Below are 12,371 nucleotides of genomic sequence, written 5' to 3'. Positions count from 1 at the left end.
ATAGAGTCGATATTATTAGTGTAAGGCAGAGGAAATCATCCTAAGCCGAGCTTTCCCACAAGGATGTGGGTCATAAAAACAAAAATTCAAGGAGGAATTCCAAATGAGAATTCAACACAATATTGCTGCTTTAAACACTCACCGTAACTTAGCAGCTAACAACGCTCAAGCTTCTAAAAACCTTGAGAAATTATCTTCAGGTTACAAAATCAACCGTGCTGGAGATGACGCTGCTGGTTTAGCAATCTCTGAAAAAATGCGCGGACAAATCCGTGGTCTTGACATGGCTACAAAAAATGCTCAAGATTCAATTTCTTTAATCCAAACAGCTGAAGGTGCACTTAACGAAACTCACGCTATCCTACAACGTATGCGTGAATTAGCGGTACAATCTTCAAACGATACAAACGTATCAGCTGACCGTGATGCTTTACAATTAGAAATCAAATCTTTATCAGATGAAATCACTCGTATTTCTACTGACACTGAGTTCAACACTCAAAAATTACTAAATGGTTCATTTGGTGGTAAAGTTCAACAAGGTTCAGCCTTTGATATTGCAGATGCTACTGCTAAAGGTGGTAAAGTATTCCACATCGGTGCAAACTCTTCACAATCAATTAACTTAAGTATCGGTAATATGGGTGCTTCAGCTCTTGGTGTAAGTGTAAGTACTGGTGCAACTGCAGCATTAGCAGATGGATCTGAAATCGGTACAACAGGAATCAACATCAGCACTCAATCTGGTGCTAACAATGCAATCAAAGTTATTGATGCTGCAATCAACCGTGTATCTGAAACTCGTGCATCACTTGGTGCTATGCAAAACCGTTTAGAGCACACTATCAATAACTTAGGTACAACTTCTGAGAACTTAACAGCTGCTGAATCTCGTATCCGCGATACAGATATGGCGAAAGAGATGATGGGCTTCACTAAGAACAACATCTTAATGCAAGCTGCTCAATCTATGTTAGCTCAAGCTAACCAACAACCACAAGGTGTACTACAATTACTAGGATAATTCGTAAATAACCTTTAACTCTAGCCAACATTTGGCTAGAGTTTCTTTTTGTTTATCGATTGAAATTTTCTTGATAACACCGATATATATTATAGAGGTGTAGTTATGAATAATTTTGATATTCAATATCTAGAAGCAAAAAGCGGAGATTTAACATTAAAAATTAATAATTATTTTGTACATAGTAAGTATGATCCAAGACGTGAGGCAAAACAAATTGCAGAAAAGCAGTATATTCCTCATCATACCCATATTGTTTTCGGTTATGGCTATGGATATTTAATAGATGCATTGAAAGATCAAATGCATTTCAATGAAGTACTACTTATCATTGATCCATTGTCTGAATTAACTATTAGAGAAGAACATAAACAACTCAATATTTTTAATGAAAATGTAATTGAAAATTTGGAGTTTATCGTTAGGCATTTAGCTGCCGATACTAGAACTACTTTTAATATTATTTGTTCGTCCAATTATGATAAGTTATTCCCTGAAATGTATAGGGAATTATTATTGAAAATAAAAGGCATACAATACCAAAATCGAACGAATGACTATACATTATTGCGTTATGCAAATAAATGGCAAGTGAACTTTGTGGAAAATTTGTATCATTTATCTAAGGACTTTAGCTTAGGGGAATTAGAAAATGCCTATAGTTGCCCTGTAGTAATTGCTTCTGGCGGGCCATCTTTAAGTAAACAACTGCCGCAATTAAAAAAAATACGGGACAATATCTTATTAATCGCTGCCGGATCGACGGTCAACTCTTTATTAGCCTTTGGCATTGAACCTGATTATGTTGTTTCAATCGATGGTGGGGAACCAAACTATAAACATTTCAAAGATCTAAAATTAGAAAACTCGAAAATCATTTACACAATGCAAAATCACCCAGGTGTGAGAGAAGCATTTTTACAAAAAGGGTACTGTGTAGATATAAACGGATTATTTAGTTTTTCTAGATATCTTAAAGAACAAGTGAAAGTAGAACTTCCCCTATTAGAGGGGGGAGGAACCGTAGCGCATATTTCATTTTCAATCGCGCAGTATATCTCATCCGGCCCAATTGCAATGATTGGGCAAGATTTAGCTTATACAGATAATTTAACACATGCCGCAAATAATAAAAATGCCCGACAAATTGATGAAGAATTTATAAAGAAACATGAGGCTTTCCAAACTGAGGGCTACAATAACAACTTAGTATATACAAGTCCTCCTTTCTATTCAATGAAATTAGATTTCGAACAATTGATAAAGATGAAACCGCCAAAAACACCATTTTATAATTGCACGGAAGGTGGAATTAAATTAGAGGGGTTTGAGGATTTAGCATTTGTTGACTTTTGTGACAAGTATGTAAAAGGAGAGAAAGTTACGATTATAAATCACAATGATAACTGTACATTGCAATTTGATGTCGATAAACTTTTAAAACGGGATATCGATTTGTATAATAAGCTGATTTATAATTTAACGAATGGCCTAAGTATTTTACTGAAAAATCGTTCGAATAGTAATTTTGAACAAAATGTCCTAAAAAAACTCGAATTAGTTGATCAGAAAACAAATGATCTATTTAAAATCTTGCCAATTGAATCAGTTACTGCTCCAGTTACACTTAAGGTCATGAATGAGTTTCTTCCGAAAGTAAATGAAACACCGGAAGAATCCTATCAACGTGTAAAAGAACAAACGAAAACATTATATAAAAAACTTATGGAAGCAGTTCAATTTACTAAAAACTGTACAGAAGAGATTTTATTAAACCATAAACAAAGTGAGGAGCAATTATGAACAACACTATAATGGAAGTAATCGAAAGTTACAATAATTATATTGAGAAAATTTCTCCAGGATGCTTACAAATTGCAGAGCACCTACGAAAAGATGAGATTGATGAGTCAATGAGGATGATTCTTCAGTTTTCTGAAGGTATGGGATGGCTTATTCATGCAAGTGAATTGCTAAATGAAAATAATGTAAATGTAATTTTAGAAGTCCAAGCAATCAATGAATTTTTACAAGAAATCAATAATGGACTGGAAGTAATGGACTATGTGATTGTGGCAGATATGTTTGAATATGAAATTGCTCCTTTTTTTGAGCAAGTAACCAAAGTAGAAGGTATTGAAAATTAGTGAATTGGGAAATTGTAACGGCTCGCAATGGAGAAAAGTCCTTAACCTTAAATGGGATATCAATATATAGCAAGTATCGACCTAGAGAGGAAGCCTGGAGATGGATTGAAAGTGAAATAGATTCCAGTGCGGAAAACTATCTTTTAATTGGACTTGGTTTAGGATATCACCTCGAGAAATTAGTAGACTTGGCACACGGTAAAGATATATATGTCTATTATTTTGAAGAAATTGAAAAACAGTTTATGCACTGTAATTATGACAAAGTCAGAATTGTATCCAGTTTGGAAGATGTTAATTTTAGTGAAAATACACAAGTAATGATACCTAATGTTTGGATCAAGGCAATTGGGGAAGAGAATCCACTATACCCATTTTTAGAGGATATAAAAATCAATCAAGTTTCCTATAAAAGATCAAAAGAAATGATGGAATATAATTTATTGGAAAATGTGAAATTAGGAGATTCTAATCCTTATCCAAAATCTCCTAACAAAACAGCATTCTTAGTATCTTCTGGTCCTTCTCTTAATGAGACAATCCATTTGATAAAAGAGGCAAGAGAAGATATAGATATTTTTGTAGTTGGGTCGGCATTGAAGATGGTACTTGAACACAATATAAATCCGTATGCTGTAATCATATCAGATCCGAAGCACAATATAAAAAGGCAATTAGAAAATGTGGATTATAATGGAACATTATTCTATTTAAGTACGGCCAATCATGATACAGTCACTCTTCATAAGGGGAAGCGACATATACTATTTCAAAAAGGTTATAAAGAAGCAGAAACTTTTGCGGACAATATAAACTTCCCGCATCTTGAAACAGGTGGATCTGTAGCCACAATTGCATTCAGCTTGATAGAATATTTGGGCTATGAAAATCTAATATTGTTTGGTCAAGATCTAGCCTTCAAGGATAATGCTACACATGCCCAACAATCCACTTCTGGTAGAACCATTAAATCAAAGGACAACTACAAAACAGTAATCTCCAATAGCAAGATTCCTGTCAAGTCATCAACAAATTTAATGACTTACCTAAGATGGTTTAATCAGAGAATGGAACAAACGAAAATGAAAGTTTACAATACCGCGTTATATGGAGCAAAAATAAACAGAACTCCATACATAAATGAACAACAATTCCATAAATTATTATCTAAATAAAAGCCTATGATTGCATAGGTTTTTATTTATTTTTGTCGAAACGTGCCGATAATAAACATATAAATTAGATATAATAATGGTAATGAAATAGATTGGAGATACTTTGAGTGAATATCTTAGAAAATAAAACAGTGCTAGTTACAGGTGGAACAGGATCTTTCGGAAAGAAGTTTGTCAAAAAGGCATTAGATTCTAACGTAAAAAAAATTATTATCTTTAGTCGCGACGAGTTAAAGCAATATGAAATGAAGCAGGAATTTGATGACAAAAGACTACGTTTCTTTATAGGGGATGTGCGTGATAAAGAACGTTTGCAAAGAGCTTTTGATGGAGTGGATTATGTCATCCATGCAGCAGCAATGAAGCATGTGGATGCATGTGAGTATAACCCATTTGAAGCGGTTAAAACGAATATCCATGGAGCGCAGAATATTATTGAAGCCGCAATCGATTGCGGAGTAGAAAAAGTAATAGCCCTATCTACTGATAAAGCATGTGCACCAGTGAACTTATACGGTGCAACGAAGCTGGCTTCAGATAAATTATTTGTTGCTGCAAACTCTTACGTAGGAGAAAAACCAACCCGCTTTGCAGTCGTACGTTACGGAAATGTTGTGGGTAGTCGCGGTAGTGTTGTTCCATTTTTCAAAAAAGTACGTCATACAGGTGTACTACCTGTAACAGATGAGCGTATGACACGTTTTTGGATTACTTTAGATCACGGAGTGCAATTTGTTATAGATAACTTAGAACGTATGCATGGTGGAGAGATTTTTGTTCCAAAAATACCGAGCATGAGAGTTGTCGATTTAGCAAAAGCAATCGGTCCAGAGTGCAAAATTGAAATTATTGGGATACGACCAGGGGAAAAACTTCACGAGGCAATGATTATGGAAGATGATGCACGTCATACAATAGAATTTGAAAATCACTATATTATACAACCTGAATTCCCATTCTGGTCACCAAAGTTTGCTGAAGGTGGAAGTAAACTACCAAAAGGATTTGCGTATACTAGCGAAAATAATACAGAATGGTTAAGTATTGATCAACTCAAATCTCTAGTTTATTAATTTTTAACTTATCTACAATGGAGAAAAAAATGAAAAATAGCAACCGGTTAATAGAGAAAATATACAATTATATAGAAGAAAATATCGATAGACAGTTTATTGTATTTGGCACTGGAAATGGAGCACATAGAACGGTCAATATTTTAGGGAACTTTTTTCACAAAGTAATTTGTTTCCTTGATAATTATCCCAAAAAGGATACCTTCTATAAGTTGCCGGTTTATAAACCTACCTATTTAGATGATTGCCAAGTCAAGCCTTTTATCTTGGTAGCGAGTGATTCTTATGATGAAATTTCTGTACAGTTACAACTTATGGGATATAAACCGAATGTAGATTTTATTGATACTTTGAAATTTAATGAACCAGTAAGAGACTATACAAAAAAAAGTATCGTTAATGGTAAAGAAATCGGAAAATTTACGTATGGGTATGAATCACATTGTCATAGAAGTAATGTTTTGAAATCAATAGGTTCTTTTTGTTCTATTAATGGTTCGGCAAGAATTGGAGACGGAAATCATCCTTTAGATCTAATAACAACTCATCCAATTCTCTATATGGCTACCAACGACATGGTTGGTGTCGAAAATATATCAGGAATTTCTAATAATCGGTTGATGGAAACACCATCCGAGAATAATGGTTCAGTAATAATTGGAAATGATGTGTGGATAGGAGCAAATGCTGTTATTCTTCCCAATGTAAAGATTGGGGATGGAGCAGTGATTGGTGCTGGAGCTATTGTTACTAAAAATGTTGCCCCATACACTGTAGTTGTCGGGGTTCCTGCGAGACCTTTAAGAAAAAGATTTAGGGATGAAGAAATAGAAATCTTATTGAAAGTTAAATGGTGGGATTGGGATAATGAAACTATTAAAGAAAGATTAGATTTATTGGGGGACCCTAAGAAGTTTTTTGACAGTTATCGAGGTGGAAAATTTGAGTAAAAAAATATTAATAACTGGGGCAGATGGTTTCATTGGCTCCCATTTAACAGAAGAACTTGTAAGACAAGGATATGATGTTCGGGCTTTTGTTTATTATAATTCGTTTAATTCATACGGTTGGCTTGACCATTCTGACAAAGAAATTAAGTCATCGTTAGAGATCTTTTCAGGCGATATTCGTGACCCTTATGGTGTAAAGAAAGCGATGAAAGGATGTACGCATGTACTACATTTAGCTTCCTTAATTGCTATTCCCTATTCTTATCACTCTCCAGCTACTTATGTAGATACTAATATAAATGGAACACTAAACATAGTACAAGCTGCAAATGAACTAGAAGTAGAGAAAGTAGTACATACTTCCACTAGCGAAGTTTACGGGACAGCTTTATATGTACCGATAGATGAAAATCACCCATTACAGGGACAATCACCGTATTCTGCATCAAAAATTGCAGCTGATCAAATGGCGCTTTCTTTCCATCGTTCATTTGCAACACCTGTTTCTGTCATACGACCATTTAATACATACGGTCCTCGACAATCAGCACGTGCAGTTATACCAACGATAATTAGTCAACTTGCTAGTGGTAATCAATCTATTAAGCTCGGAGCTATAAGTCCAACAAGAGATTTTAATTTTATAAAAGATACTGTAAATGGCTTTATATCAGTAATGGAGTCAGAAAAATCAATAGGCGAAGTGATTAATATTGGCTCAAATTATGAAGTGTCTATTGGTGAAACAGCAGAAATGATTGCAGATATAATGGGGGTTAAACTTCAGATTGTGACTGATGAACAACGATTACGACCAAAAAAGAGCGAAGTTGAGCGTCTGTGGGCAGAGAATAAAAAGGCAAAAGATTTGTTAGGTTGGTGTCCACAGTACGGTGGTAAAGAAGGTTTCCGCAAGGGTCTTAAGGAAACAATCGAGTGGTTTACTAACCCAAATAATTTATCACAATACAAGGCAGATGTATATAATATATGAATAAAGAATGGATAGAATTCAAAGACAGAATTAAGTCACTTTATGGGAAAGAAGTAGTCCCTCTACATGAACCAACTTTTAATGAAAAAGAAATTGAATACGTTACGGATTGTATTAAAACTGGCTGGGTTTCATCTGTAGGTAGTTATGTTACACAGTTTGAAGAAAGCTTAGCCAAGTTTGTTGGAGTCAATTATGCTATCGCAGTTGTAAATGGAACCGCAGCTTTACATATTGCATTAAAGATAGTAGGGGTTGAAGCTAACGATGAGGTATTAATGCCATCACTAACTTTTATTGCAACAGCTAACGCAGTTAGCTATCTAAACGCAGTCCCTCATTTTATTGATGTAAATGAAGAAACTTTAGGGATTGATCCACTACGACTTGAAAATTATTTAGAAGCTATTACTGAATTTCGTAATGGGGAGATTTTTAATAAAGAAACAAATCGAAGAATTAAAGCAATTCTCCCAATGCATACATTCGGTCATCCATGTGAGTTGGAAGAGATTATGAGGATATGTGAAAAGTTTAATTTAACACTCGTAGAAGATGCAGCTGAATCTTTAGGTAGTTATTATAAGGGGAAACATACAGGCAGTTACGGGAAGGTTAGCGCTATAAGCTTTAATGGAAATAAAATTGTAACAACTGGTGGTGGTGGTGCAATTTTAACTAATGATTTAGAGTTGGCAAGTTATGCAAAGCATCTAACAACTACTTCTAAGGTACCACATAAATGGGAATATATACATGATGAAATAGGATATAACTATAGAATGCCAAATATAAATGCGGCTTTAGGTTGTGCACAGTTAGATAAAATGAGTAATTTTATTTATCAAAAACGACAACTTACTAATGTTTATACTAATTTAGTAAATAATTTAAGTAATGTACGGCTGTTTACTGAACCTAGTAATAGTAAAAGTAATTATTGGTTACAAACTTTAGTCTTGGACGAAGCGTTAAATCGAGATGAAATACTTACATTTCTTAACCATAACGGAATAATTAGTCGCCCAATATGGAAACCAATGCATATGTTAGAGATGTATAAAGAATGTCCAAGAATGGAATTGATAATAACAGAAAGTTTAAATATGAGAATTATTAACATACCAAGTACACCTGTTGAGGTGAAATAATGAGAAAAATATGTGTAGTAACAGCTACAAGAGCTGAATATGGATTGCTTAATCCTTTAATGAAAAAAATAAATGTTGAAGCTGACTTTGAATTACAAATCATTGTTACAGGTACGCACCTTGCTCCAGAGTTTGGGTCTACATATTTAAAAATTGAAGAAGATGGTTTCGTAATAAACGATAAAGTAGAATCCTTACTTTCATCAGATACTACAAGTGGTGTTACTAAATCAATGGGAATGACAACAATTGGGTTTACTGAAGTGTTAAATCGATTACAGCCAGATTTAATCATAATATTGGGAGACCGTTTTGAAATGTTAGCAGTTGCTCAAGTTGCCCTTATTATGCAGATTCCAATTGCTCATATTCATGGCGGAGAGAATACGTATGGTGCATATGATGATTCTATTAGACACGCTATAACTAAAATGGCGACATGGCATTTTACTAGTACTGAAACACATAAAAAACGTGTTATACAAATGGGTGAAGACCCAAATAGAGTTTGGAATGTAGGAGCCATTGGTATTGAAAATACTTTGAAAATACCATTATTAAATCAAACTGAATTATATAAACAACTTGGCTTAAATCCTAAGTATCAATTGCTTTTAATCACATATCATCCTGAAACAAATAGTAAAACTACACGTGTTAATGAGGTTTTAAATGCACTAAGAAAATATACCGATTATAATTTAGTTTTTACTAAAGCAAATGCTGATAATGGTGGCCGCTATATAAATGAACTAATACAGAAATATGTTGATCAAAATGATAATGCTTATCTTTTTAATTCTTTAGGACAAGTTCGCTATTTAAGTGCTGTCAAATATGCTAAAGCAGTAGTTGGAAATTCATCAAGTGCTTTGATTGAAGTGCCATACTTAAAAACGCCATCTGTTAACATCGGATACCGTCAAGCAGGTAGAGAAAGACCAAGTTGTGTTTTAGATGTTGATATTGAAGAAAATAAAATTTCTGAAGCGATTCTTAATGCTATAAATTACAAGGGTGAATTCAATCGAATTTTTGGTGATGGAAATACTTCAAATAAAATAATAGAAATTTTGAAGAATATCACTAGCTATAAAGTAGAAAAGAGGTTTTATGATTTATGAGTTCATATATAATTGCAGAAGCAGGTGTGAATCATAACGGATCACTTGAAATGGCTAAAGAACTTGTATTAGTAGCAAAAAATGCAGGAGCGGATGCAATAAAATTTCAAACATTTAAAGCTGAAAATTTGGTAACTAAATCGGCGATTCAAGCGGCATATCAGGTTGATAACTTAGGAAAAGTTACTACTCAATATGAAATGCTGAAAAATCTAGAATTATCTTTTGAAGAGTTCGTTGAAATAAAAAAATATTGTGAAGAACAAAAAATAGAATTCTTATCGACACCTTTTGATTATGTAAGTGTCGATTTTTTACTTGATACATTACAAATGGATAGAGTAAAAATTTCTTCAGGTGAATTAACAAATGCACCATTTATTTATTATATTGCGAAAAAGAAAAAACATATTATTCTTTCTACAGGAATGGCAACAATTGAAGAAATTCATAAAGCGCTCTCATTTATAGCGTATGGATTAGCAGAAAATGTTGACATAACTATTGAAGATGTAAATTCTTTTTATCATACAAAAAAGGCCAAAAATTTATTACAAAAATATGTAACAATTCTTCACTGTACAACGGAATATCCAGCACCATATGAATCGGTAAATCTAAATGTAATACAACAATTGAAAGAAGAATTTTGCTTGAACGTTGGATTGTCTGATCATTCTCAAGGTATCTCAGTTCCGACAGCAGCTGTTGCACTTGGAGCTGTATTAATTGAAAAGCACTTTACTTTAGATAAGTCGTTAGAAGGTCCAGATCATATTGCTTCCCTTGACCCCATTGAACTAAAGGGGATGGTTCAGCAGATTCGTCAAGTAGAAATTTCTTTGGGTACGGGCATTAAGAAACCTACAAATGTTGAAATTCAAAACCGTATTCCAGCAAGAAAAAGTTTAGTGGCTGGAATGGTTATAAAAAAAGGAGATGAATTTACAACTGCTAATCTAACAATTAAACGTCCGGGAAGTGGTATTTCACCAGAGAATTATTGGACATATCTTGGCAAAAAAGCAGAAAAGAATTATGCAGAGGATGATTTGATTGACGAATAATCCAGTAATAATAATTGGCAATGGTGGACATGCCTCTGTTTTAACAGAAATATTAATTGCAACTAATCGTGAGATTTTAGGATTTACAGCTCTTAGTGAAGAAGAAAATCAATTTGGACTGAAGTATTTAGGTTTAGATCAGTGTATATTAAATTTCGAACCAAATAGTACTGAACTAGTTTTAGGGATAGGGACTGTTAATGTTAGTAACATTCGGGCAAATATTTTTTCGTTCTTTAAAAACAAGGGATATAAATTTACGAATGTTGTACATCCTTCTACTATAATTGCACCGTCTGTAAAACTAGGAGAGGGTGTTCAAATTATGGCGGGCACTGTCCTACAGAGTAATGTCTCCATTGCTGACAACACGATTGTTAATACTAGTGCACTAGTAGATCATGATTGTTATATATGTGAACATGTTCATATTGCTCCAGGATGTATGTTATCAGGAAGTGTTTATGTTGGTAAGGGTTCACATATTGGTACCGGAACTACTGTCATACAAGGGATTAAAATTGGTGATTATTGTTTAGTTGGAGCGGGATCAGTTGTACTAGGAAGTTTAAATGACTATCAAAAGGCTTACGGTGTACCTGCAAAGGAAGTGAAATAATGAAATCTTGGAGAAGCATTGTAGTTCCTCCGAATAAGACTCTAATTGAAGTGATGGAAATTATTGATAAGTCTTCATTGCAATTTGCTGTGGTTACAAATGAGGCTGGGAAATTATTAGGTACAGTAACTGACGGGGATATTAGACGTGCTTTATTAAAAGGAAAAGAACTACAAATAGCAATTAAAGAGGTTATGAACAGTAATCCAATTGTTGCAAAGCTAAATCATTCATGTAATTCCTTTTATAACTTTATGCGTAAAAAAGGACTGAAACAATTACCAATTGTAGACGAACAGTTTATTTTACAAGATATACTATTTAAAGATTATAAAGAGGAAAAAGAAAATCTAGTAATATTAATGGTTGGGGGTCTTGGCACTCGATTGCGTCCTTTGACAGACCAAATTCCTAAACCCATGTTAAGAGTAGGTGGAAAACCAATTCTTGAAACAATAGTTGATGGATTTAAGCAATATGGTTATACGAATTTTATCTTTTCAGTCAATTATAAAAAAGAAGTAATACAGAATTATTTCCAAAATGGGGAGGCTTTTGGTGTATCTATTACATATGTAGAAGAAACCAAAAGAATGGGAACAGCGGGTGCACTATCATTGCTTCCGGAAAAACCCACAAAGCCTATATTTGTAATGAATGGTGATTTGCTAACTCAAGTAAACTTTGAGCAATTAATGCAATTTCACGAAGAACACCAATCTTTTGGCACTATGTGTGTAAGAGAATATCAATATCAAATTCCTTATGGTGTTATCAAAACAATCGGTTCAGATCTTTTAGAAATTCAAGAAAAACCTGTAAATAAAAGTTATGTAAATGCTGGAATCTATGTTCTAGATCCAGAAACATTAAGTTGTATTCCAAAAGACGAATTTTATGATATGCCTTCCCTATTTGAACGGTTAATCAAAGAGCAGAAAACTGCAACAGTTTTTCCTATTAGAGAATATTGGTTAGATATAGGACAGCTAGATGATTTTGAGAAGGCTGATGTAGAATATGAGAATATTTTTAGAGGTTATTAAA

Annotated in this window: 12 protein-coding genes; all 12 read left to right on the top strand. The window is 33.7% G+C overall.

What is annotated here, in order from left to right; all coding sequences use genetic code 11:
• The first annotated feature begins 103 nt into the window (after window positions 1-103).
• The gene (gene hag, locus CD33_RS06145; RefSeq protein ID WP_036199094.1) at window positions 104-1,024 is read left to right on the top strand and encodes a flagellin Hag; all 921 of its coding nucleotides are present in this window, start codon (window positions 104-106) and stop codon (window positions 1,022-1,024) included.
• Window positions 1,025-1,129: 105 nt separating this feature from the next.
• Window positions 1,130-2,827 (top strand): motility associated factor glycosyltransferase family protein, encoded by a 1,698-nt coding sequence (locus tag CD33_RS06140; protein ID WP_052130044.1) that lies wholly within the window; start codon window positions 1,130-1,132, stop codon window positions 2,825-2,827.
• Complete coding sequence (locus CD33_RS06135; protein WP_036199092.1) at window positions 2,824-3,171, top strand: DUF8042 domain-containing protein; 348 nt, start codon at window positions 2,824-2,826, stop codon at window positions 3,169-3,171. The genes CD33_RS06140 and CD33_RS06135 overlap by 4 nt, the downstream gene beginning before the upstream one ends.
• Entirely contained in the window at window positions 3,171-4,346 is a 1,176-nt protein-coding gene (locus CD33_RS06130; RefSeq protein WP_036199090.1) for a motility associated factor glycosyltransferase family protein, read from the top strand. Before CD33_RS06135 ends, CD33_RS06130 begins: the two co-directional genes overlap by 1 nt.
• Window positions 4,347-4,459: 113 nt before the next feature.
• The gene (gene pseB, locus CD33_RS06125) at window positions 4,460-5,419 is read left to right on the top strand and encodes a UDP-N-acetylglucosamine 4,6-dehydratase (inverting) (RefSeq protein ID WP_036199206.1); all 960 of its coding nucleotides are present in this window, start codon (window positions 4,460-4,462) and stop codon (window positions 5,417-5,419) included.
• Between the two features lie 29 nt (window positions 5,420-5,448).
• On the top strand, window positions 5,449-6,369 hold the full coding sequence (locus CD33_RS19400) for a CatB-related O-acetyltransferase (protein ID WP_052130043.1): 921 nt from the start codon (window positions 5,449-5,451) through the stop codon (window positions 6,367-6,369).
• Complete coding sequence (locus CD33_RS06115) at window positions 6,353-7,363, top strand: NAD-dependent 4,6-dehydratase LegB (protein WP_088291769.1); 1,011 nt, start codon at window positions 6,353-6,355, stop codon at window positions 7,361-7,363. The genes CD33_RS19400 and CD33_RS06115 overlap by 17 nt, the downstream gene beginning before the upstream one ends.
• Window positions 7,360-8,514, top strand: a complete 1,155-nt coding sequence (locus CD33_RS06110) for a LegC family aminotransferase (protein WP_036199086.1) — start codon at window positions 7,360-7,362, stop codon at window positions 8,512-8,514. The genes CD33_RS06115 and CD33_RS06110 overlap by 4 nt, the downstream gene beginning before the upstream one ends.
• Window positions 8,514-9,638 (top strand): UDP-N-acetylglucosamine 2-epimerase, encoded by a 1,125-nt coding sequence (gene neuC, locus CD33_RS06105; protein ID WP_036199083.1) that lies wholly within the window; start codon window positions 8,514-8,516, stop codon window positions 9,636-9,638. Before CD33_RS06110 ends, neuC begins: the two co-directional genes overlap by 1 nt.
• Complete coding sequence (neuB, locus tag CD33_RS06100; RefSeq protein ID WP_036199081.1) at window positions 9,635-10,705, top strand: N-acetylneuraminate synthase; 1,071 nt, start codon at window positions 9,635-9,637, stop codon at window positions 10,703-10,705. Before neuC ends, neuB begins: the two co-directional genes overlap by 4 nt.
• Window positions 10,695-11,324, top strand: coding sequence for an acetyltransferase (locus CD33_RS06095; protein WP_036199079.1), 630 nt, complete (start codon window positions 10,695-10,697; stop codon window positions 11,322-11,324). The genes neuB and CD33_RS06095 overlap by 11 nt, the downstream gene beginning before the upstream one ends.
• Window positions 11,324-12,370: a nucleotidyltransferase family protein gene (locus CD33_RS06090; protein ID WP_036199078.1), complete on the top strand. Its 1,047-nt coding sequence runs from the start codon at window positions 11,324-11,326 to the stop codon at window positions 12,368-12,370. Before CD33_RS06095 ends, CD33_RS06090 begins: the two co-directional genes overlap by 1 nt.
• Window position 12,371: the final 1 nt, after the last annotated feature.

The sequence above is a fragment of the Ureibacillus sinduriensis BLB-1 = JCM 15800 genome (genome assembly GCF_000772955.1).
Classification (GTDB): Bacteria; Bacillota; Bacilli; order Bacillales_A; family Planococcaceae; genus Ureibacillus; species Ureibacillus sinduriensis.
Note: the sequence above shows the minus strand (reverse complement) of the source record. Positions and strands in the feature narration are given on the sequence as shown.

Excerpts from the sequence above, each read along its gene's own strand:
- hag (WP_036199094.1), top strand. The coding sequence starts at position 104 with ATGAGAATTCAACACAATATTGCTGCTTTAAACACTCACCGTAACTTA.
- CD33_RS06140 (WP_052130044.1), top strand. The coding sequence starts at position 1,130 with ATGAATAATTTTGATATTCAATATCTAGAAGCAAAAAGCGGAGATTTA.
- CD33_RS06135 (WP_036199092.1), top strand. The coding sequence starts at position 2,824 with ATGAACAACACTATAATGGAAGTAATCGAAAGTTACAATAATTATATT.
- CD33_RS19400 (WP_052130043.1), top strand. The coding sequence starts at position 5,449 with ATGAAAAATAGCAACCGGTTAATAGAGAAAATATACAATTATATAGAA.
- CD33_RS06110 (WP_036199086.1), top strand. The coding sequence starts at position 7,360 with ATGAATAAAGAATGGATAGAATTCAAAGACAGAATTAAGTCACTTTAT.
- neuC (WP_036199083.1), top strand. The coding sequence starts at position 8,514 with ATGAGAAAAATATGTGTAGTAACAGCTACAAGAGCTGAATATGGATTG.
- neuB (WP_036199081.1), top strand. The coding sequence starts at position 9,635 with ATGAGTTCATATATAATTGCAGAAGCAGGTGTGAATCATAACGGATCA.
- CD33_RS06090 (WP_036199078.1), top strand. The coding sequence starts at position 11,324 with ATGAAATCTTGGAGAAGCATTGTAGTTCCTCCGAATAAGACTCTAATT.